Consider the following 19,539-nt stretch of genomic DNA (forward strand, 5'->3'; position numbering starts at 1 on the left):
GAAAATCATATGCTATTATCGGTTGTATTCGATAGCAGAAGCAGCGAGCGCGAAGCCAGCCCGCGCAACCGGGAAGATGGCCTCCCCGGCTGTGGCAACGGCCTTGCTGTCGAATCTGGAGGTGTTCTATGTGGCAAAAGCCATTTAGCATCACGCTTATGATGCGGAAAACCCGGACGGGCTGGTCAATCGCCGTCCGGATAAATTTCGCTAAATAAGTCCAAGGCAGACGGGAGTGCAATCCCGTCTGCCACTTCAGAATTAAGCGATATCGCTTAAAAAATCAAGCTCTCAAAGCTTATGCTTCAAATGCACCGTGGCAATGCTTGTATTTCTTGCCGGAGCCGCAGGGGCAGGGCTCGTTGCGGGAAACCTTGCCCCAGCTGGACGGGTCTTGCGGATTGCGGTTTTCCGGTTCGACGAAGTTCAGGTTGACGCTTTCGGCGAAGTCGTCGACGCCGGTGTCGGGATCGATGTGATGGCCGACCATTTCCGGCGGAACCGGCTGTGGCGCTTCGGCGGCTTCACGAACGAGCTCGACGCGCATCAGTTGTGCCGTCACGGCCTGGCGCAGATTGCCCAGCAGCGCCTGGAACAGCTCGAAGGCTTCCGACTTGTATTCCTGCAGCGGGTCGCGCTGAGCATAGCCACGGAAGCCGATGACAGAGCGCAGGTGATCGAGGTTGACGATATGCTCGCGCCACAGATGATCGAGCGTCTGGAGAACCACGGAGCGCTCGACATAGAGCATGATGTCCGGGCCAAAGCGTTCGGCGCGGTCTGCCGCTGCCTTGTCGGCCTCAGCGGTGATGCGCTCGCGAATGTCGTTTTCGTCTATGCCTTCCTCGGCAGCCCATTCGACGATCGGCAGGTCGAGGTTCAGCGAATTCTGCACGTCGATCTTCAGGCCGGTGGCATCCCACTGCTCGGCATAGGCTTTTTCCGGAATGCGCTTGGCAACGATATCCTCGATCACCTCGTGGCGCATGTCGGACACGGTTTCGGAAATATCCGTTGCATCCATCATCTCGATGCGCTGTTCGAAGATGACCTTGCGCTGGTCGTTCAGAACGTCGTCGTATTTCAGAAGGTTTTTACGCGTGTCGAAGTTTCTGGCCTCGACCTTCTTCTGGGCGCGTTCCAGCGCCTTGTTGATCCAGGGATGGACGATCGCTTCGCCTTCCTTGAGACCAAGCTTCTGCAACATCGAGTCCATGCGGTCGGAGCCGAAGATGCGCATCAGGTCGTCCTGCAGCGACAGGAAGAATTTCGAGCGGCCGGGGTCGCCCTGACGGCCGGAACGGCCGCGCAGCTGGTTATCGATGCGGCGGCTTTCGTGACGTTCGGTCGCCAGAACGTAGAGGCCACCGGCACCCAGGGCGATGTCCTTCAGACGCTGAACCTCAACCTTGATCGCGGCTTCCTTTTCGTCGCGCTCGGGGCCATGTTCCATCTCGCCGAGCTCACGCTCGACGCGCATTTCCAGGTTGCCGCCGAGCTGGATGTCGGTGCCGCGGCCTGCCATGTTGGTGGCGATGGTCACCGCGCCGGGCACGCCGGCCTGCGAAACGATATAGGCTTCTTGCTCGTGGTAACGGGCATTCAAGACCTGGAAATTGGTGAAACCGGCGTCCTTGAGCATCTTTGCCAGAAGCTCGGACTTTTCGATCGAGGTGGTGCCGACCAGAACCGGCTGCTGGCGGTCCTGGGATTCCTTGATCTCGGCGATAATCGCCTTGTATTTCTCTTCAACCGTCCGGTAGACTTCGTCGTCTTCATCGATACGCTTGATCGGCAGATTGGTCGGCACTTCGACGACTTCGAGGCCGTAGATATTGCCGAATTCCTCGGCTTCGGTCGAAGCCGTGCCGGTCATGCCGCCGAGCTTGTTGTACATGCGGAAATAGTTCTGGAAGGTTACCGAGGCAAGCGTCTGGTTTTCCGGCTGGATGGTAACCTTTTCCTTGGCTTCGAGGGCCTGATGCTGGCCTTCCGAATAGCGGCGGCCTGGCATCATGCGGCCGGTGAATTCGTCGATGATGACGATCTCGTCGTTGCGGACAATATAGTCCTTGTCCTTCTGGAAAAGCTTGTGCGCCTTCAACGCATTGTTGACGTGATGTACGATCGCGACGTTTTCCACGTCGTAGAGCGTCTCGCCCTTCAACAGGTTTGCCTCACGCAAAAGGTTTTCGAGCTTTTCCGTGCCGTCTTCAGAGAAGTTGGCCGAGCGCTGCTTTTCGTCGATCTCGTAATCTTCCGGCGACAGCAGCGGAATGAACCGGTCGATAGTGTTGTAGAGATCCGAGCGGTCGTCGAGCGGGCCGGAAATGATCAGCGGCGTACGGGCTTCATCGACGAGGATCGAATCGACTTCGTCGACGATCGCGAAGAAATGTCCGCGCTGGACCATCTGGTTGCGCTCGTACTTCATGTTGTCGCGCAGATAATCGAAGCCGAGTTCGTTGTTGGTCGCGTAAGTGACGTCGCAAGCATAGGCGTCGCGGCGCTGGTCGTCGGTCAGGCCGTGGACGATGACGCCCGTGGTCAGGCCGAGAAACGAATAGATCCGGTTCATCGTCGCCGAGTCGCGGGTGGCGAGGTAATCGTTGACCGTGACGACGTGAACGCCCTTGCCGGCAAGCGCGTTGAGATAGACCGGCAGTGTGGCGACAAGGGTCTTGCCTTCGCCGGTTTTCATTTCCGCGATCGACTTTTCGTGCAGGATGATCCCGCCGATCAGCTGGACGTCAAAAGGTCGCAGGCCCAGCGCCCGCCGCGCGCCTTCGCGGGCAACGGCAAAAGCCGGGATCAGCAGATCGTCTAGCGTCTTGCCATCCGCCAGCTGCTGGCGGAACTCAACGGTCTTGGCGGCCAGGGCCTCGTCGGAAAGCGCTTTGGTTTCAGCTTCCAGGGCGTTGATGGCATCGACCTTGGCTTTGTAGCCCCGCACACGGCGGTCATTCGATGAGCCGAAGATTTTGCGGGCGAGGCCGCCGAGACTGACCATAAGAATGGTCCTTTCTTCTATGTCGCCAACGCGGTCAATTTCCGCGAAATACTATGAAACGCCCGGAACTGTTCTGGACGCGAGGTTGCGTGACAGATAAGAGGGGGGTCGAATTATGTCAACGGAGTTGAGGCACGCCAAGGCTACAGAACGGCCACAATCTGATGATGTGGAACGTTTCAGGCCGGCCGTGACCGCGGTTCGGATACCATCGTGGAAGGTATGAGGATGTTGAAATACAAAATGCTTGCGGCAGTTGCCCTGATCGCTGTCATGGCCGCCCAGGGCCCGGCAGCAGCGCAGGACGCGGCCGATCCGGTTATTGCCAAGGTTGGCGATACGGAAATCCACCAGTCCGAGCTCGATTATGCCCTGACCGGCCTTGATCCGCAGCTTGCCCAGCTGCCGGACGACCAGAAGCGCGCCGCAGCCCTTTCCGGCCTGATCGACGTGAAGCTCCTGGCCAAGGATGCGGACAAGGAAGGCCTGCAGAACGATGCGGACTTCAAGAAGCGTCTTGCCTATCTGACCGACCGCGAGCTGCACAATGCCTTCTTCAAGAAGCACGTCGTCGATGCCGTCAAGCCGGAAGAGGTTAAGGCCCGCTACGACGTGGAAATCGCCAAGATCCCGGCGCAGGAAGAAGCCAAGGCCCGCCATATTCTGGTGAAGACCGAGGAAGAAGCCAAGGCGATCATCAAGGATCTGGATGCCGGCAAGGACTTTGCGACCATCGCCAAGGAAAAGTCGACCGATCCGAACAAGGCTGATGGCGGCGATCTCGGCTATTTCACCAAGGACCGCATGGTTCCGGAATTCTCCGAAGCGGCCTTCAAGCTCGAAAAGGGCAAGTATACCGAAGTGCCGGTCAAGACGCAGTTCGGCTTCCATGTCATCCTGCTCGAAGACAAGCGCATGCAGCCGCCGCCGCCGTTCGAGCAGGTCGAGCCGCAGGTCAAGCAGCTCGTCATGCGCGACAAGTATATCGAGCTTCTGACCGCAGCCAAGAAGGACGCGGGCGTCGATATCACCGATCCGGCTTTGAAGAAGGCCTATGACGAGGCCAACAAGGCGGAAGCCGAGACCGCCAACTGACGAGACGACGCGTGACCGTTCGTCGCCGGCCGGTCACGCCGTTCTGATATCAAGTGAACGACAAAGGTCCCGGAGGCGTCAGGCTCTTCGGGATTTCGTTTGTGGGCCCGCAGGCCGGGCCATCATCGCTAAACAGGGTTGATCATGTCCGGTTCCGTTTCCCCGCTTGCCCCCAAATCCTTTGCCGACATGCCGCCAGTGCGCGGCGTGCGCATGGCGACAGCCGCCGCCGGCATCAAGTACAAGAACCGCACGGATGTCCTGCTGATGGTGTTCGACGCGCCGGCTGCCGTCGCCGGTGTCTTTACCCGGTCGCGCTGCCCGTCCGCTCCCGTCGATTTCTGCCGCCAGAACCTTTCCGGCGGCCTTGCCCGCGCGGTGGTCGTCAATTCCGGCAATGCCAATGCCTTTACCGGCAAGAAGGGCAGGGCGGCGACGGAACTCACAGCACAGTCCGCGTCGCAGGCGGTTGGGTGCTCGACCGGTGAGGTGTTTCTCGCCTCCACCGGCGTCATCGGCGAACCGCTGGATGCGACGAAATTTGCCGGCGTTCTCAGCGACATGACCGAAAAGGCGGTAGGCGATTTCTGGTTCGAAGCCGCCAAGGCGATCATGACCACAGACACCTATCCGAAGGTTGCCACCCGCAGCACCGAAATTGGCGGCGTTACCGTCACCATCAACGGCATCGCCAAGGGTGCCGGCATGATCGCGCCCGATATGGCGACGATGCTGTCGTTCGTCGTCACCGACGCGGATATCACGCCGGAAGCCCTGCAGGTTCTGTTGTCCGAGGGCACAGGCCCGACCTTCAACTCCGTCACCGTCGATAGCGATACATCGACCTCCGACACGCTGATGCTGTTTGCAACTGGCGCTGCCGGCAAGGACGGGCAGGCAAAGATCGTCAGCCCAACCGATCCGGCGCTCGATGGTTTCCGTGTGGCCCTTAACGATCTCCTGCGCGATCTGGCGCTGCAGGTGGTTCGCGATGGCGAAGGTGCCCGCAAGATGGTTGCCGTGACCGTTGAGGGCGCAGAGAGCGACGCTGCTGCCAAGCGCATCGGTCTGTCGATTGCCAATTCGCCGCTGGTGAAGACGGCAGTGGCCGGCGAGGATGCCAATTGGGGCCGCGTGGTCATGGCGGTCGGAAAATCCGGCGAGCTTGCCGACCGCGACCGGTTGGCAATCTGGTTCGGCGATGTCCGCGTTGCCATTGATGGCGAGCGCGATCCGACCTATTCGGAGGCTGCCGCGTCTGCGGTGATGAAGCAGGAAGACATCGCTATCCGCGTCGAGATCGGTCTCGGATCAGGCAGCGCGACCGTCTATACCTGCGATCTGACGAAGGAATATGTCGAGATCAACGGCGATTACCGGAGCTGATGGCCGTGCAGAATACGATTTCGAAAGCGGAATTGCCGAACGTGCGCCGTCTGGAAGCCGTCGGCTTTCGCGCCTGGCCGGCGGCTTCGGTACAGTATGACGGCAGCTGGCTGATCCGTCTGACGGCGGGACATGATTCCAAGCGGCTGAATTCGGTCAATCCGCTCGATCCGTCCGACAGCCGCGATATCGAGGTGCGGCTTCAAAAGGCCGCCAAGCGTTTTTCCGATTACGGCCGGCCGCTCACCGTCCGCCAGACGCCGCTGACCCCGCCGCCGCTGATTGCCTATATGGACGACCAGCAATGGCCCGCTTTCTCTGAGAGCATCGTCATGATGGCCGATATTCCGCCGAACGATACGACGGAATCGATCGAACATCTGCCGTTGCGCGATGTCGGCCGTTTTGTTGACGCACGGCTGCAGATTTGCGGCGAGAGCAGCCTGGAGAAAGCGGGGCTTGCCGAAATCATCAACGCCATCAAGCCGGAATGCGGACTGTTTCTCTTCGAGGCGCAGGACGAGGGACCGATCGCTGTGTCGCTCGCCGTTCATGACAATGATCTCGCGGGCATCTTGCAGGTGGCGGTTGCCGAGAGCGTAAGACGTCAGGGCGTCGGTAGCGCTATCGTCAATGCGTCGCTGCGCTGGGCGCGTCTGCGGGGTGCCCGCACCGCCTGGCTTTCGGTCGAAGCCGACAATGAGGGCGCGATACAACTCTACCGCAAATTCGGCTTCAAGGATGTCTACCGGTATGCGTACCGGCGGCAAGGAGTTTGACGATGGAGAGTGCCGGCCGGAAAATTCTGCTCGTTGCTGCCTGCGCGCTGGTCGATAGCGATGGCCGGATCCTTCTGGCGCAGCGGCCCGAGGGCAAGTCCCTGGCGGGGCTGTGGGAGTTTCCGGGCGGCAAGGTCGAGCCCGGCGAGACGCCGGAGGAAACGCTGATCCGCGAACTGGATGAGGAGCTTGGCGTGCGCACCAAGGTCGCGTGTCTGGCGCCTTTGACCTTTGCCAGCCACACCTATGACGATTTTCATCTGTTGATGCCGCTCTATGTCTGCCGGCGTTATGAGGGCGTTGCGCATGGCCGGGAAGGGCAGGCGGTGAAATGGGTCCGTCCCAAGGCCCTGCGCGACTATCCAATGCCGCCGGCTGACGAGCCACTTATCCCCTACTTAATGGATCTGCTCTGATCTAATCCCGGAAATTTCTATTTTATTAATCGAACATTTATCACCCTCCCGCACAATCAGCTTCGAGTAAGTGCCGGTGTCTATTGGTTTGGGGATGATTCCCGTGGCCGATACCGGTTTTTTATAGGCGTCGACATGGTGAAGCGGTGGGTGAGCCGTCTTCAAGAAAACGCACATATTCGAAGAGGCAGACAATGGTCGACGACGATTTTTGGAGAACGGTTCAGGACAAGGATCTGGTGACGACCCAGAGCCGCCGCACCGGTGCGCTTAATCTGTCGCTGCTGTTCGGGACCGCCGTCATCGCGCTGACCCTCATTTTGACGCCGATGCTGTCGAAATCGGACAATAAGGTGATGGCCAACGCGCCGATCGACTACGATAATATCACAACCGGCTCGATCCCGAGCAGCCCGCCGGCCAAGCGCTACACGGTGCGCCGCAGCGTGCTACAGGAAATGCCGGGCGCAGTCTGCATTATCGACAGTGACGGAAGCAAAAGCGGCTGCTGATGACGTGGAGCCGGGATGCCCGGCCTTCCCGCTTGTTCCTAGCCTAGTCAGGCTGACCATAATGATGGGGTGAATTTGGGTGCCTGTCGGGTGATCTCTCCCGCTGGCACATGCACAGGACAGGCTGGGAGTAGATGAAGACTTTGATGCGGTTTATGAACGACAACTCCGGAGCCACTGCCGTCGAATACGGTCTTTTGGCTACTCTGATCTCCGCCGCCATGGTCGTCGGTCTCGGTGCGTTTTCGGACAACCTCTTGCTCGTGTTTCAGAAAATCACTACCACGCTCGCCGGCGCGCCGAAATAAGCGGCCCTATTCTTTCAGCGGCAGTTCCCGCGTGCTCAGCGCGTCGGATAGCCGTTGTTTCGCCGAGCCGGGTTTCAGCGGTTTCTGCTGGCTTTCGTGCGGCGCCCAGCCGGAAATGTAAATGATCGAGAAGGTCGCCCTGATGCGGCCATCCGGATCGGCGAAGCGTTCGGCATAGATTTCCGCCGCCCTCACGAAGAAGCTGCGGGTCAGGGGCTTGCGGCTGCGGGCCGAAAGCGGATTGGTCATTCCCATCGACCGCAGATCTTTCAAGAGCGAAAACAGCGATGCGTAACGCACCGTGTAGCTTTCGGTATCGGCGACCGGCAGGCTGAAGCCGGCGCGCTGCAAAAGCGCTCCGATATCGCGGACATCGGCAAAGGGAATGACGCGCGGGCTGGCGCCGCCGGTCATTTCGCTTTCGGCCGCCAGGAGAACCTCGCGCAGCTCCTGCAAGGTGCCGGAGCCGGGAATGGCGGCGAGAAAGAGGCCGTCGGGTTTAAGCGCACGGCGCACCTGGATGAACACGCCGGGCGTATCGTTGGTCAGGTGCAGCGATAGCGGCGAGACGATGAGATTGACCGATTCCGGGGATAGCGGCACCGTTTCCAGCGATGCGGCGGAGACCGTTTCATCCGGGGCGGCAAAGGCCGGATCGGTTTCGATGCGTTCGATATCCGTCACTTTGCCGGTGTTTGCGATATAGCGGGCGGTAAGGCCGGTATAGCCGTGCAGTTCGACTGCCTTGTCGAAATGGCGCTCCACGACATCAAGGCGTTCCGACAGTTCCTGGGCGGCGATCTCCAGCAGGAATTGCGCCTTGGGGTCGCCGTTGCGAAAGGCGCGCTTGCGGCGGGCTTCGATGAGCGTCTGGTCGAAAACGATATCCATGGCTTTGCTGTCCTGATCACTCAAAAATCTGATCGCAATGAAACCCGGCCCGCCGTAAAGTCAACCTCATGGCGGATGATGGGGCAGAAAATCCGGGATGGCGGCTGGCCAAGGGGCTGCGGGGAGGCATGCGCGGTCTGGTGGCGGCGGCGGTCGATGCCGTCTATCCGCCTGTTTGCGCCGGTTGCGGCCGTTTGACCGGGCAGCATCGCGGCGTCTGTCCCGCCTGCTGGGCGACGTTGCGGCTGATCGAGCGGCCCTATTGCGAGGTTCTGGGCCTGCCGTTTTCCCATGATCTGGGCGCGGGCATCCTGTCGGCCGATGCGATCGCCAATCCGCCGGTGTTCGAGCGGCTGCGCTCGGCTGCCATCCACGACGGCATTGCCAAGGCGCTCGTCCATGGTTTGAAATATCGCGACCGCACCGATCTCGCCGTGATGATGGCGCAATGGATGATCCGGGCGAGCGACGGCACCGTTGCGGCTTGCGATGCGATCGTCCCGGTGCCGCTGCATGCGTTCCGGCTGTTTGGCCGCAAGTTCAACCAGTCGGCCGAGCTTGCCCGGGCCATCGCCCGCAGTTCCGGCAAGCCATATCTCGCGACGGTGCTGATCCGCCACCGGCGCACCGCGCAACAGGTTGGGCTGGGCGCCAGCCAGCGTGCGGAGAACGTGCGGGGCGCTTTCTCGGTGACCGAGGACGGCCGGGCGGCGCTGTTTGGCAAACGGATCGTACTCGTTGATGACGTCTATACGACGGGGGCCACCGTTTCGGCGGCGACCCGGGCGCTGAAGAGGGCGGGGGCAGGCGATGTGACGGTTTTGACCTTTGCAAGAGCCATGTCCGGTCTTATATGACACGGTATGTGTACTGGCGCAGGGCCGGTGAAGGAGCAGATCAACTCATGGCTTCGGTTGTCATTTATACCCGTCAATTCTGCGGCTATTGTTCCGCAGCCAAGAAACTTCTGGAAACCAAGGGCGTGCAGTTCGAGGAGCATGACGCAACCTATGCTCCGGAAATTCGCCAGAAAATGATCGAGCGGTCGAATGGCGGCACGACTTTCCCGCAGATCTTCATCAACAATGCCCATATTGGCGGCTGCGACGACCTGCATGCGCTGGAACGCGCCGGCAAGCTCGATGCGATGCTTGCGGCGTAAGGAGACGCTTCCATGACGTTCAAGGCCGCAGCGATCCAGATGTGTTCCGGTGTCGATCCGGCCGAAAATGCCGGGACGATGGCAAAGCTCGTGCGCGAGGCTACCGCCAAGGGTGCCACATACGTGCAGACGCCGGAAATGACCGGCGCGCTGCAGCGCGACCGTGCAGCAATGAAGGCTGCGCTTCGTGACGAGGGCAGCGATCTGATCGTGGCCGCAGCATCGAAACTTGCCGGCGAACTGCGCATCTATCTGCATGTCGGCTCAACGGCGATCGGCCTTGCCGATGGCAAGATGGCCAATCGCGGCTTCCTGTTCGGGCCCGATGGCAAAAAGATTACCCATTACGACAAGATCCACATGTTCGACGTCGATCTCGACAATGGCGAAAGCTGGCGCGAAAGTGCCGCCTATACGCCGGGGGCGACCGCAAAGCTGGTGAGCCTGCCGTTCGGCAAGCTCGGCTGCGCCATTTGCTACGACGTGCGCTTCCCCGAGCTGTTCCGGGCGCAGGCAGCAGCGGGTGCTCAGATCATGTCGGTGCCGGCAGCCTTTACCCGCCAGACCGGCGAGGCGCATTGGGAGATCCTGCTGCGCGCGAGAGCGATCGAGAACGGCATGTTCGTCATCGCCGCCGCCCAGGCCGGGGTGCATGAGGATGGCCGCGAGACTTTCGGGCATTCGATGATCATCGATCCGTGGGGACGCGTTCTGACTTCGGCTAGCGGTACCGGCGCGGGCATCGTGATCGCCGATATCGACATCGCCCAGGTTGCGGCGGCGCGCGGCAAGATTCCCAACCTCAAGAACGGCCGGCCGTTCCAGCTCGAGGAGGTGCCGCTCAGCGCCTCCGGGGACGTGGCCGCTTGATCAAATACACGCTTGCCTGCGACAACGGCCATTCGTTCGAGGGATGGTTCTCCTCCGGCGCCGATTTCGACCGGCAGGCGGAGCTTGGCCTGGTGTCCTGTCCCGTCTGCGGCTCTGCCACGGTCGGCAAGGAGCTGATGGCGCCTTCGGTTTCGACGGCCCGCAAGAAGGACGAGACCAAGGTGCTGATGATGGATCAGGCCCGCAAGGAAGCGGTGGCCAAGATCCGCGAACTGGTCACGTCCATCCGCGACAATGCCGAGGATGTCGGGACAAAGTTTCCCGAGGAAGCCCGCAAGATCCATTATGGCGAGGCCGAGCAGCGCGGGCTGATCGGGCAGGCGACGATCGACGAAGCCAAGGCGCTTCTGGAGGAAGGCATCGAGATTGCCGCCCTGCCGGTGCTGCCGGACGACGTGAACTGACATGACGGCGGGCGGACCTCGTCTGGCCATCTACAATTTCGGCCTGCATACCGGGCCAGAAGGCGACCCTCGCGTCGAGGGTTTCGTGTTGCGCGAGCCAGCCAATTTCGAGGCAGCCGCGCGGGCATCCGGTTTCATCGGCCGCTCCGGCTATCGCGGCGTTCCGGGACCGCGCAGCTGGGGCCAGCAGGTTTTTCCGCGTTTCATCGAAGGTAGCGGTTTTGACAGCGCGCCGTCCTCCTTGTCGCTCTGGACCGATATCGAATCGCTGATGGCATTTTCCTATCATGGCGTTCACGCCGACGCGTTGAAGCACGGGCGCAACTGGAACATCAAACCGAGCTGGCCGCCGCTTGTGCTCTGGTGGGTGGACGGCCACCGCGTGCCCGACTGGCAGGACGGCGCCGGGCGGCTGGAATATCTCCACGATCACGGCGCGTCCGGCAGAGCCTTCACCTTCAAACAACCCTTCACCGCCGGGGGTGAAGCCTATGCGATCGACCGGGACAAAGTCCGGCGGATTGCGCAGGAGAATGCCAAGGGGCAGGCCGATCTGCTTGCGCATGTGCTGACGTTGAAAGTCTAGCACGGGGTTAAGGGGGGCAGGGATTATGCTGCCGGCTTGGTTGGCAATTGCGGCAATTGGTAGTAATATTTCGTACCAAACTCGTTTGGAGGTGTCTCGTGACCAATGTAGAGAAGATCAGTGTTGCGCTGACAACGCAGCAGGCAGCGATGCTGCGCGATGCTGTAGGCACCGGTGCTTATGCCACAACCAGCGAAATTGTCCGCGAAGCTGTGCGTGACTGGTCCGCCAAATGGGAGGCGCGGCAAGCCGATACACGCAGGTTGACCGAGCTTTGGAATGGAGGCAAGGCAAGCGGCAAACCCGTCGCCATCGACCTTGACCAGCTGCGGGAAGAACTACGCCAGGAACTTCGCGCCGCGCAGAAACATGCCGGCTGATTTAGTCTGGTCGCCTTTGGCGTTGGCAGATATCCGCCGAATATACATCGAAATCGGCAGGGAGCAGCCACGCGCTGCCGAGCGCTCTTTTTGAATAGCGTAGTTTCACAGGCGATATTTGGACAATATGGTTTGCACATCGGCTTCGGTGGCAAACTCTCCCCGCGCCATTTCGGCTTGGGCCTCAATCAGATCAGCCTCCTCTTCCGGCGACAGTTCGATGATCCTCTCATCATCACCGGCATAGCTGAGCATAATGCGGGCGATATCGTCCTGCATTTCCGTAGGGAGATTCCGTGCGGCTGATACCGCCTGTTCCAGAAGCTTTGTCATTCGCAGAGTGTGCCCCGGATCAATCGAAAAAAAAACCGAAATCGTCGCGCCTGACCGTGCTGACGGTCTTATAATGCTGTCAAAGAACTGAACGGCCGAGGCGAGAATGTGGTCCTTCTGGTCCGATCTTTGACAGCCTAGCACGGCGGTACAAGGCGGGGATGATGGTGTCTTTGCTTTTTGCCACAGGCCCGGTATCTGAGGTCTTGGCTGATCCTTGGCAAAAGTGCTGCACTCTTTTAATTCAACGGCTTGATATCCATCTGTGGGCCGTGTTCAGACTGGAGTTTTAAGACCGATGGATTTTTCCGATCTTCGCTTTTCCACGCAACGCCTGGACATCCGGCGGTTCGTGCCCGCCGATTTTGCGGCATTTCAAGCCTATCACCGCCTGCCGGAGGTCTATCGCTATCTGTATGCCGAGCCGCTCGATGACGCCGAAGCTGCCGAAAAGTTCGAGAGAGCATGTGTGCCCCGGCTTCGCAAGAAGGGCGATGCCGCCGTGTTTGCGGTCGAGCGCCGCGAGGACGCAGCCGTCATCGGCGAATTGGTGCTGAAGCTTGAAAGCGCGATCGCGCGGCAGGTAGAGGTCGGCTATATCTTTAATCCGGCCTTTGCGGGCAAGGGTTATGCGACGGAAGCGATGCGGGCCATTCTGGATTTTGCGTTTTCAACGCTCAATTTCCACCGTGCCTTTGCAAGGCTCGATGCCGCCAATGCCGGGTCGGTCGGGGTGGTCGAGCGGCTGGGGATGCGGCGTGAGGCGCATCTGGTTGAGAACGACCAGTTCAAGGGCGTCTGGGGCGACGAGTTCATCTATGCGCTGCTGCGGGACGAATGGATGTCGCGCAAGAACAGCGTTTGACCCGGCGGCGCGGCGGTCCAGGGAAGCCTTTCTTTACGCCGGGCGTTTGGCGACGATCATGTAGTTGACGTCCATGTCCTTCGACAGGTTCCACTGGTTCGACAGTGGGTTGAAGAAGACGCCGGTGCGGTCGGTGACGTCCATGCCGCTGGCGGTGATGGGCTTTTCCAGTTCTTCCGGGCGCACCAGCTTGTCATATTGATGGGTGCCGCGCGGCAGCCAGCGCAGGACATTTTCGGCGGCAAAGATAGCGAGCGCTGCCGCTTTCATCGTGCGGTTGATGGTGGCGACGAACATCAGGCCGCCGGGGCGCACCATCGAAGCGCAGGTGCTCATGAAGAATTCGACATCGGCGACATGCTCGACCACTTCCATATTGAGCACGACATCAAAGGTCTCGCCGGCTTGCGCCAGCGCCTCTGCGGTGACAGCGCGGTAATCGACCGCAACGCCGCTGCCGGCCGCATGGGTTCTGGCGATCATGATATTCTTTTCCGAGGCGTCGGCGCCGACCACATCGGCCCCCATGCGGGCCATCGGCTCGGACAGAAGACCGCCGCCGCAGCCGATATCGAGGATGCGCAGGCCCTTCAGCGGCTGCAGCGCCTTGGCCTCGCGGCCGAAATTGTCCGAGACGCGGTCGCGGATATAGGTGAGACGGACCGGATTGAACTTGTGCAACGGCCGGAACTTGCCCTTCGGATCCCACCATTCGGCAGCCATGGCGGAAAACCGGTCGACTTCGGTCTGGTCGATGGTGCTGCGGGCCTGCTCGGTCATGATCGGAACTCCTTGGACTTTACCCCTGGTGAAGTCGGACGATCGGGTATGAAAGTCAAGGGTTGGCAGTGTCGCGGGTGGGGAGGGAGTTTGTAGCGTTGGCCCTGCAGACCCCCTCTCTTGCAAAATCTAAGACTTAGCTGCGCTAAGATCTTGATTTTGCTTTCTCCCCCGCCGAGGGGGGAGAAAGGGCTGCGGCGTTTGCTTTCACCCTCCCCTTGAGGGGGGAGGGTCGGAGCGAAGCTCCGGGGTGGGGTGATCGGCGCCATGCGCATTGGGCAATTGTGTTCGCGGCGGGTCACCCCCACCCGCCGCGTTGCGGCGACCTCCCCCCTCAAGGGGGAGGTGGAACTGCGACGCCATCTTTGTGAATGTTTCCGGACTGTGAGAGAGCGCCAGCTTGTCTGGCGATCGCGCTAAAGTTTCGCTTTGTCCACGCTCAGTGCCGCAGCCGAGGACAGCCGGTGTGCCAGTGCGGAGGTTTGGGATCCGGAAGACTGGATCAGCGGGATCAGGACGATCACCAGGATGAGGGTGGCGACATAGACCGGCCCGAGAGGAATACGACGCGCTTTCAAAGAGCAATCTCCAGTGTTGACATGAAACGTGCCTGGGAATTCTGACAGCAGCCTGAACGCGCCAATGCGGGCGCGCCTGTTGTTTTCGCGGCAAAGGCTGCTGTCCCGTATTGCCCGGCCTAGCGTTCAGGCTCCTGTCAGAAAAGCGGACCAGATGTGCCGGGGATGGAGACGGCTGTGGCGTGGCACGCGGCCAATGGACCGTGGCTGGAGCTTTGGACCGGCGGGCGGGCTGCGGCCGGATCCATCCTTTTCGATGTTTTGCAGGAGAGTTGCTTGCCGGTGCATAGCCTACCAATCGCCACGCCGCGCGTGTTGCGCCCGGTCATCGGTAGCGAGATGTTGAGCCTGATCGTGGCGTTTTATCTCGTTTTCCTCACCAACAGGACGTTCTGGTCGAAGGCAGCCGGCTATCTCGGGGCGCCCAGCACGGCGCTGTTTTTGCTCGCCATCGGGCTTTTTTCGCTGTTTTCGGCGCTCTGCGTCATGGTTTCCGTGAAATATCTGACGAAACCATTTTTCATCCTGCTGATCATCATTGCCGCCGCCAGCGCGCGCTTCATGGATACGTTTGGCACCATTATCGACGTCGATATGATCCGCAATGCGGCGCAGACCGCTGGCTCTGAAGCCGGCCATTTCCTGACTGCAGGTTTTATCATCCATATGCTGCTGTTTGGGGCCGTGCCCTCGCTGCTGATCGTGCTGGTGCGGATCAGGCACCGGCCATTCTATCAGAAGTTTAAGATCAACCTCGTGTTGATCCTGTGTCTTCTGGCCGTTTTCATCTCCGTCAGCACTGCCAATATGCGCACATTTGCAGCTGCCCTGCGCCAGCATCGCGATCTCGCCGCAACGGTCAATCCTGTGGCGCCCATCGTCAGTGCGGTGCGCTATGCCGTGGCGGCACGCCGGATGCACACCGCGTCCTAAGCGGCTGGCGAGATGTTTCGATCATAAGGCCTGCTCTCTCAAGGGGGCGGGGCAATTGCCGTGGCCTCAAAGCCGTTTGACGGCGCAGCCCAAAGAGGAAATAAGAATGCCGGTGGAATTGACCGATAGGGGGACCGGCGGCTTGCGTGTTCTGCTCGTCGAGGACAATGAAATATTGGGCGAAGCGGTGCGCGATCACGTCGCCGCAGCCGATCATGCCGTCGATTGGATGAAGACGCTGGACGATGCGCGCATATCCTTGCGCGCCGTGGCCTATGGTCTTGTCCTGCTCGATCTGCGCCTGCCGGATGGCAGCGGTATTGCGCTCCTGAAGGAATTGCGCGCGGCCGGCAATGCGACGCCGGTAATCATCCTGACTGCCCATGACCAGATTTCCGACCGGATAGAAGGCTTGAACAGCGGTGCCGACGATTATCTGGTCAAGCCGTTCGATCTGGGCGAACTGTCTGCCCGCATGCTGGCCGTCATCCGCCGTTATGGCGGCAATATTGCCCCTATGATCCATTATGGCGAGCTGAAGATCAGCCCGGTGGACCGGCGGGTTTTTGCCGGCGAGGTGGAGGTTGGCCTTTCCGGGCGCGAATGGGCGGTGCTCGACACGCTTTTGGCGCGGCCTGGGGCGATCATTTCCAAGGCGCAGATCGAGGAGGCACTGTATGCGTTCGGCTCCGAGATCGAGAGCAACACGGTGGAGGTCTATGTGAGCCGCCTGCGCAAGAAGCTCGGGCGTGACCATGTCGTGACCGTGCGCGGCGTCGGCTACAAAATCGGAGCGACGGCGTGACCGTGCCGAAAAACCGCACGCGCAGCATAACCAGCCGGCTGATCCTGTGGCTGACCGGCTTGATCGTGGCTTTCTGGTTGATTGCTGCGGGTCTCGGCGTTGCGGTGATGAAGGATGAGTTCGGCGAATTCTTCAACGGCTCGCTGCAGGAAACGGCCGAGCGGCTGGTGCCTTTGGTGCTGGACGATCTTCAAAGGCGCGAAGGGCCGCCATCGCCCCGGCATTTTCAAAGCGAAGCCGAGGATCTGGGAGAGGAATATCTGGTCTACCAGGTTCGCGACGCGGCCGGAAAGATCCTCATCCGCTCGCATGATGCGCCGACGGAGCCCTTCGACGTGCCGCTCAAGCGCGGCTTCTTCGAAAATGACAGCTTTCATTTCTACACCGCAAGCGCCGCCGACGGCATGACTTTCGTGCAGGTTGCCGACGCCATGGACAATCGCAACGAGGCGGTGACGGAAGGCAGCATGGCGCTGTTCCTTCCGGTTCTGGTCCTGATCCCGGTCAGCATCCTGTTGATCTTTCTGATCGTGCGCCGGGCCCTCGTGCCCGTCGATGATCTGCGCGAGGCGATCGAGGAAAAGGACGGCGGCAACCTGGCGCCGGTGCCTTCCAGCATGTTGCCACGGGAGCTGCGGCCGATCGCCAGCTCCGTCAACCGCCTCTTGAGCCGGCTGCAGGCGGCCTTCGATGCCGAGCGGGAATTTACAGCCAACAGTGCGCACGAGCTGCGAACGCCGATCGCCGGCGCCCTGGCGCAGACGCAGATGCTGATCGCCGAGCTTGAGGGCCCGCGCAAGCGGCGCGCTCAGCAGATCAGGATATCGCTGACCAATCTCAGCCACACGACCGAAAAACTGCTGCAGCTGGCACGCGCCGAAGCCGGCATCGGCGCCGGAACCGTGACCGTCGATCTGGCGCGGGTACTGGAACTGGTGGTGACGGATTTCCAGCGCAGCGATCCGGACGCAACGCGCCTGCAGTTTTCGCGCGCGCCGGGGGCCTTGCTGGAGGGGCACTATAGCGAAGATGCCTTTGCGATCGTGTTGCGAAACCTGATCGAAAATGCCCTTCTGCACGGCAATAGAGACGAGCCGGTGTCCATCAGCCTGGAAACGGGCGGCGTGGTCCGCATCGTCAACGGCGCTGCAGTCCTGCCGCCGGACGAACTGGCGGCGGTGCGCAAACGTTTCGGCCGCGGGGCGACCACATCACCGGGCTCAGGGCTCGGCCTGTCGATCGCCGAGCGGTTGTTGCAGCAGATGAATGCCGGTTTCGACGTGCGCTCTCCCGCTACGGGCCGATTGGGCGGGTTCGAGGTGGTGATGCGGTTTGGGGATGCTGGGTGATCGGTGTGCGTGAGCCTCCTTCTTCTCCCCAGCGGGGCGAAGGTGGCGCGAAGCGCCGGATGAGGGGGCGGTACGCGCAGAATTTGCGGAAAGACCCCCTCATCGCCTCGCATGCGCTCGGCACTTCTCCCCGCTGGGGAGAAGGGGGAGCCTGCGGTAAGCCCTTCATCCGCCTTCCGGGCACCTTGTCTCCGGAGGTAGGGATGGGGAAAAGCGGTGGCCTTCGCGGGAGCCTTGTGCACGACTTTCTGCTCAACGTACAGGTTGTTCAGTGGCACCGTTTGAGCTATATAGAAACGCTGTGTTTCTATAGGAGGCTGCGATGTCATCTACAATTTCGGCCAATGTCGATAGCGAGACCGCCACGAAGTTAAAGGGAGTGGCTTCGAGGGAAAACCGGTCGGTATCGAATGCGGTTTCGAGCGCCATCACGGTCTTTGTCGGGCTTCCCAAGGGCGTGCGGGATTTTTTGCTCGAGTTGAACGCGCAAAACGATCAGGACACGATCAACAGACTGGGGCGCGAGATGATGGCGGCGGCGGCGCGGGTTCGGCTTGAGAAGGCAACGGCCGATCTTGCATCCGAGCAGCGTTTCGGAGGTCCAGGGGATGCTTCCAGCGAGATCGACATGATGGAAGAGGCAACGGCTCTCAGCCGCGCCGCGCGCCGGACGTAACCATGGATCGTGAGGTCCGTGTGTTGCTCGATGTCAACATCTTCGTGGGCAACATCATGGCGTATGACCGTGGTCATACGGGAAGCGCAAACCAAACCCTGGTATCCATGCTCGCCCGGCATCAATGGGGCATGACGGACAGGGCGCAGCTCGTCATCTCTTTCGAGATGATCGAGACGCTCGAAACGGTTCTTCTCCGCCAGCAATTTCCAGCGGAACGCGTCAGCGGGTATTGCAGTTCGATTATCGACATCATGAAATACGGCCCGGATGCGCTCGATCCCTATCTCATATTGGCAGGGGAGGAGCGTTTCGCGATGTCCGATGCGGAGGATGCGGGCGTGTTGGCCACGGCCTTCGGTGCCAATGCCGACATTCTCGTGACGGACAATTTGAAAGATTTTATGACCAAAGATGCGGATGTCATCGATACGCAAGTGGTCGTCACGGCGTCTTCCGGCCGGCGAACCCTTCAGGCTCTCAGGTATGAGGCCGCCGACCTCATTGTCGCGCACCCGTTCGATGTCATGCACTGGCTGCGGCTGGGTTACGATTTTACGCCCAGCAGGCTTTGGAATTCTCTTCAGAGATCCGGCAAATCGTCCGGCCTGTGAGGTAGCGCTCTTCGCCGTGCTGTTGTGAAGAGCGTACTCTCAATCCCGGTCAGGTGCGCCGAGGGGGAAGAAAGAGCGGTAGGGGCGGGCTTCTTCGATGGCGCGGGCGAAGGAGGGGCGGGTGAGGAGGCGGGTGCGGTAGGCGCGGACATTTGGGAAGGTTTCGGCGATCGGATGCACCCAGTCGGCATAGAAAAGCGAGGGGCAGGCGGCGCAGTCGGCGAGGCTGAACGTATCGCCGGCCGCCCATTCGCTTTTTCCCACGACGCCGTCGAGCCAGCCGTAGGCATCGTCAAGCATCGCCTTTGCCTCGGTGACGCCATAGGGGTCGCGGTCGGTTTCCGGGCGGATTTGGTTGAACACGACTTTCTGCATCGGGGTCATGACGTAATTGTCGAAGAAGCGGTCCATCATCCGGGTGCGCAGCGCGGCCTTTGGCTCTTCGGGGATCAGGCGGACGCTGCCGGGATACGCGAGCATCAGATATTCGATGATGATGGTCGCTTCCATGACAGCGTTTTCGCCGTCCTTCAGCACCGGAAACCGCTTGATCGGCCAGATCGACTGCCATTCCTCGATCGTGGCGGGTTCTTCAGGCGCGAGCATCCGGTAGTCGAACGCGGTGCCGTTTTCATAGATCGCCACCAGAACCTTCTGGCAGTAGGATGAAAACGGGTGGGCAAAGAGCTGCGGTGTCATCATATCCTCCCAAACTGATTTCAATATGCAACTGGTTGTTTTGTACGATAACCGATCCTATATTGCAAGCGGTTTAACGAAGGACAG

24 protein-coding genes are annotated in these 19,539 nt (G+C 60.5%); 18 read left to right on the top strand and 6 right to left on the bottom strand.

All coding sequences use genetic code 11. From position 1 onward, the window contains the following. Positions 1-298 precede the first annotated feature (298 nt). Positions 299-3,010, bottom strand: a complete 2,712-nt coding sequence (gene secA / locus PYR65_RS07005) for a preprotein translocase subunit SecA (RefSeq protein WP_276120444.1) — start codon at positions 3,008-3,010, stop codon at positions 299-301. Between the two features lie 228 nt (positions 3,011-3,238). On the opposite strand from secA, the gene PYR65_RS07010 reads away from it, so the two are divergent. From PYR65_RS07010 to PYR65_RS07035, 6 genes are all read left to right on the top strand, one after another. Then, positions 3,239-4,105, top strand: coding sequence for a peptidylprolyl isomerase (locus PYR65_RS07010; RefSeq protein ID WP_060639505.1), 867 nt, complete (start codon positions 3,239-3,241; stop codon positions 4,103-4,105). A 144-nt stretch (positions 4,106-4,249) separates the two neighbouring features. Then, positions 4,250-5,491, top strand: coding sequence for a bifunctional glutamate N-acetyltransferase/amino-acid acetyltransferase ArgJ (gene argJ / locus PYR65_RS07015; protein WP_276120445.1), 1,242 nt, complete (start codon positions 4,250-4,252; stop codon positions 5,489-5,491). Next, a complete protein-coding gene (locus tag PYR65_RS07020; RefSeq protein WP_407951281.1) occupies positions 5,491-6,270 on the top strand; it encodes a GNAT family N-acetyltransferase in 780 nt (259 codons plus the stop codon). The genes argJ and PYR65_RS07020 overlap by 1 nt, the downstream gene beginning before the upstream one ends. 2 nt (positions 6,271-6,272) lie before the next feature. After that, positions 6,273-6,686 (top strand): 8-oxo-dGTP diphosphatase MutT, encoded by a 414-nt coding sequence (gene mutT, locus PYR65_RS07025; RefSeq protein WP_276120447.1) that lies wholly within the window; start codon positions 6,273-6,275, stop codon positions 6,684-6,686. Between the two features lie 194 nt (positions 6,687-6,880). Next, a complete protein-coding gene (locus PYR65_RS07030) occupies positions 6,881-7,198 on the top strand; it encodes a hypothetical protein (protein ID WP_060639509.1) in 318 nt (105 codons plus the stop codon). A gap of 134 nt (positions 7,199-7,332) precedes the next feature. Further along, positions 7,333-7,506 (top strand): Flp family type IVb pilin, encoded by a 174-nt coding sequence (locus PYR65_RS07035; RefSeq protein ID WP_276120448.1) that lies wholly within the window; start codon positions 7,333-7,335, stop codon positions 7,504-7,506. 6 nt (positions 7,507-7,512) lie between these two features. On the opposite strand, the gene PYR65_RS07040 is transcribed toward PYR65_RS07035, so the two are convergent. Next, positions 7,513-8,397, bottom strand: a complete 885-nt coding sequence (locus tag PYR65_RS07040) for a methyltransferase domain-containing protein (protein WP_276120449.1) — start codon at positions 8,395-8,397, stop codon at positions 7,513-7,515. Positions 8,398-8,525: 128 nt separating this feature from the next. Here PYR65_RS07040 and PYR65_RS07045 point away from each other — a divergent pair, with 128 nt between their 5' ends. From PYR65_RS07045 to PYR65_RS07070, 6 genes are all read left to right on the top strand, one after another. Beyond that, positions 8,526-9,254 carry a ComF family protein gene (locus PYR65_RS07045; RefSeq protein WP_276120987.1) on the top strand — a complete coding sequence of 243 codons (729 nt, stop codon included), beginning with the start codon at positions 8,526-8,528 and terminating at the stop codon, positions 9,252-9,254. Positions 9,255-9,301: 47 nt separating this feature from the next. After that, on the top strand, positions 9,302-9,559 hold the full coding sequence (gene grxC, locus PYR65_RS07050; RefSeq protein ID WP_060639512.1) for a glutaredoxin 3: 258 nt from the start codon (positions 9,302-9,304) through the stop codon (positions 9,557-9,559). A gap of 12 nt (positions 9,560-9,571) precedes the next feature. After that, positions 9,572-10,429, top strand: coding sequence for a carbon-nitrogen hydrolase family protein (locus PYR65_RS07055; protein WP_276120450.1), 858 nt, complete (start codon positions 9,572-9,574; stop codon positions 10,427-10,429). Beyond that, the gene (locus tag PYR65_RS07060; protein ID WP_060639514.1) at positions 10,426-10,854 is read left to right on the top strand and encodes a DUF1178 family protein; all 429 of its coding nucleotides are present in this window, start codon (positions 10,426-10,428) and stop codon (positions 10,852-10,854) included. Before PYR65_RS07055 ends, PYR65_RS07060 begins: the two co-directional genes overlap by 4 nt. A 1-nt stretch (position 10,855) precedes the next feature. Continuing rightward, complete coding sequence (locus tag PYR65_RS07065) at positions 10,856-11,440, top strand: DUF3291 domain-containing protein (RefSeq protein ID WP_276120451.1); 585 nt, start codon at positions 10,856-10,858, stop codon at positions 11,438-11,440. A gap of 98 nt (positions 11,441-11,538) precedes the next feature. After that, positions 11,539-11,820 (top strand): ribbon-helix-helix domain-containing protein, encoded by a 282-nt coding sequence (locus PYR65_RS07070; RefSeq protein ID WP_276120452.1) that lies wholly within the window; start codon positions 11,539-11,541, stop codon positions 11,818-11,820. Between the two features lie 105 nt (positions 11,821-11,925). Here the strand turns inward: PYR65_RS07070 and PYR65_RS07075 are convergent, their stop codons facing one another. Then, positions 11,926-12,153, bottom strand: coding sequence for a hypothetical protein (locus PYR65_RS07075; RefSeq protein ID WP_276120453.1), 228 nt, complete (start codon positions 12,151-12,153; stop codon positions 11,926-11,928). 298 nt (positions 12,154-12,451) lie between these two features. On the opposite strand from PYR65_RS07075, the gene PYR65_RS07080 reads away from it, so the two are divergent. Then, the gene (locus PYR65_RS07080) at positions 12,452-13,018 is read left to right on the top strand and encodes a GNAT family N-acetyltransferase (RefSeq protein ID WP_276120454.1); all 567 of its coding nucleotides are present in this window, start codon (positions 12,452-12,454) and stop codon (positions 13,016-13,018) included. A 33-nt stretch (positions 13,019-13,051) separates the two neighbouring features. Here the strand turns inward: PYR65_RS07080 and ubiG are convergent, their stop codons facing one another. Continuing rightward, the gene (gene ubiG, locus PYR65_RS07085; protein ID WP_276120455.1) at positions 13,052-13,798 is read right to left on the bottom strand and encodes a bifunctional 2-polyprenyl-6-hydroxyphenol methylase/3-demethylubiquinol 3-O-methyltransferase UbiG; all 747 of its coding nucleotides are present in this window, start codon (positions 13,796-13,798) and stop codon (positions 13,052-13,054) included. Between the two features lie 416 nt (positions 13,799-14,214). After that, on the bottom strand, positions 14,215-14,376 hold the full coding sequence (locus PYR65_RS07090; protein ID WP_276120456.1) for a hypothetical protein: 162 nt from the start codon (positions 14,374-14,376) through the stop codon (positions 14,215-14,217). A gap of 282 nt (positions 14,377-14,658) precedes the next feature. Here PYR65_RS07090 and PYR65_RS07095 point away from each other — a divergent pair, with 282 nt between their 5' ends. From PYR65_RS07095 to PYR65_RS07115, 5 genes are all read left to right on the top strand, one after another. After that, positions 14,659-15,309, top strand: a complete 651-nt coding sequence (locus tag PYR65_RS07095) for a DUF1705 domain-containing protein (protein WP_276120988.1) — start codon at positions 14,659-14,661, stop codon at positions 15,307-15,309. A gap of 142 nt (positions 15,310-15,451) precedes the next feature. Further along, positions 15,452-16,114 (top strand): response regulator transcription factor, encoded by a 663-nt coding sequence (locus tag PYR65_RS07100; protein ID WP_276120989.1) that lies wholly within the window; start codon positions 15,452-15,454, stop codon positions 16,112-16,114. A 2-nt stretch (positions 16,115-16,116) separates the two neighbouring features. Further along, positions 16,117-17,463: a sensor histidine kinase gene (locus PYR65_RS07105; RefSeq protein WP_276120990.1), complete on the top strand. Its 1,347-nt coding sequence runs from the start codon at positions 16,117-16,119 to the stop codon at positions 17,461-17,463. Between the two features lie 322 nt (positions 17,464-17,785). Then, positions 17,786-18,139 (top strand): hypothetical protein, encoded by a 354-nt coding sequence (locus PYR65_RS07110; protein WP_276120457.1) that lies wholly within the window; start codon positions 17,786-17,788, stop codon positions 18,137-18,139. Between the two features lie 2 nt (positions 18,140-18,141). Further along, the gene (locus PYR65_RS07115) at positions 18,142-18,753 is read left to right on the top strand and encodes a PIN domain-containing protein (protein WP_276120458.1); all 612 of its coding nucleotides are present in this window, start codon (positions 18,142-18,144) and stop codon (positions 18,751-18,753) included. A gap of 39 nt (positions 18,754-18,792) precedes the next feature. On the opposite strand, the gene PYR65_RS07120 is transcribed toward PYR65_RS07115, so the two are convergent. Continuing rightward, a complete protein-coding gene (locus tag PYR65_RS07120) occupies positions 18,793-19,452 on the bottom strand; it encodes a glutathione S-transferase family protein (protein ID WP_276120459.1) in 660 nt (219 codons plus the stop codon). Between the last annotated feature and the right edge of the window lie 87 nt (positions 19,453-19,539).

It is taken from the genome of Pararhizobium qamdonense, from assembly GCF_029277445.1.
GTDB lineage: Bacteria > Pseudomonadota > Alphaproteobacteria > Rhizobiales > Rhizobiaceae > Pararhizobium > Pararhizobium qamdonense.

What these genes read in the sequence shown, in the direction of transcription:
- grxC (WP_060639512.1), top strand. Translation starts at nt 9,302, where the DNA reads ATGGCTTCGGTTGTCATTTATACCCGTCAATTCTGCGGCTATTGTTCC.
- PYR65_RS07030 (WP_060639509.1), top strand. Translation starts at nt 6,881, where the DNA reads ATGGTCGACGACGATTTTTGGAGAACGGTTCAGGACAAGGATCTGGTG.
- secA (WP_276120444.1), bottom strand. Translation starts at nt 3,010, where the DNA reads ATGGTCAGTCTCGGCGGCCTCGCCCGCAAAATCTTCGGCTCATCGAAT.
- PYR65_RS07075 (WP_276120453.1), bottom strand. Translation starts at nt 12,153, where the DNA reads ATGACAAAGCTTCTGGAACAGGCGGTATCAGCCGCACGGAATCTCCCT.
- mutT (WP_276120447.1), top strand. Translation starts at nt 6,273, where the DNA reads ATGGAGAGTGCCGGCCGGAAAATTCTGCTCGTTGCTGCCTGCGCGCTG.
- PYR65_RS07115 (WP_276120458.1), top strand. Translation starts at nt 18,142, where the DNA reads ATGGATCGTGAGGTCCGTGTGTTGCTCGATGTCAACATCTTCGTGGGC.
- PYR65_RS07065 (WP_276120451.1), top strand. Translation starts at nt 10,856, where the DNA reads ATGACGGCGGGCGGACCTCGTCTGGCCATCTACAATTTCGGCCTGCAT.
- ubiG (WP_276120455.1), bottom strand. Translation starts at nt 13,798, where the DNA reads ATGACCGAGCAGGCCCGCAGCACCATCGACCAGACCGAAGTCGACCGG.
- PYR65_RS07110 (WP_276120457.1), top strand. Translation starts at nt 17,786, where the DNA reads ATGTCATCTACAATTTCGGCCAATGTCGATAGCGAGACCGCCACGAAG.
- PYR65_RS07055 (WP_276120450.1), top strand. Translation starts at nt 9,572, where the DNA reads ATGACGTTCAAGGCCGCAGCGATCCAGATGTGTTCCGGTGTCGATCCG.
- PYR65_RS07040 (WP_276120449.1), bottom strand. Translation starts at nt 8,397, where the DNA reads ATGGATATCGTTTTCGACCAGACGCTCATCGAAGCCCGCCGCAAGCGC.
- PYR65_RS07035 (WP_276120448.1), top strand. Translation starts at nt 7,333, where the DNA reads ATGAAGACTTTGATGCGGTTTATGAACGACAACTCCGGAGCCACTGCC.
- PYR65_RS07045 (WP_276120987.1), top strand. Translation starts at nt 8,526, where the DNA reads ATGCGCGGTCTGGTGGCGGCGGCGGTCGATGCCGTCTATCCGCCTGTT.
- PYR65_RS07010 (WP_060639505.1), top strand. Translation starts at nt 3,239, where the DNA reads ATGTTGAAATACAAAATGCTTGCGGCAGTTGCCCTGATCGCTGTCATG.
- PYR65_RS07120 (WP_276120459.1), bottom strand. Translation starts at nt 19,452, where the DNA reads ATGACACCGCAGCTCTTTGCCCACCCGTTTTCATCCTACTGCCAGAAG.
- argJ (WP_276120445.1), top strand. Translation starts at nt 4,250, where the DNA reads ATGTCCGGTTCCGTTTCCCCGCTTGCCCCCAAATCCTTTGCCGACATG.
- PYR65_RS07020 (WP_407951281.1), top strand. Translation starts at nt 5,491, where the DNA reads ATGGCCGTGCAGAATACGATTTCGAAAGCGGAATTGCCGAACGTGCGC.
- PYR65_RS07080 (WP_276120454.1), top strand. Translation starts at nt 12,452, where the DNA reads ATGGATTTTTCCGATCTTCGCTTTTCCACGCAACGCCTGGACATCCGG.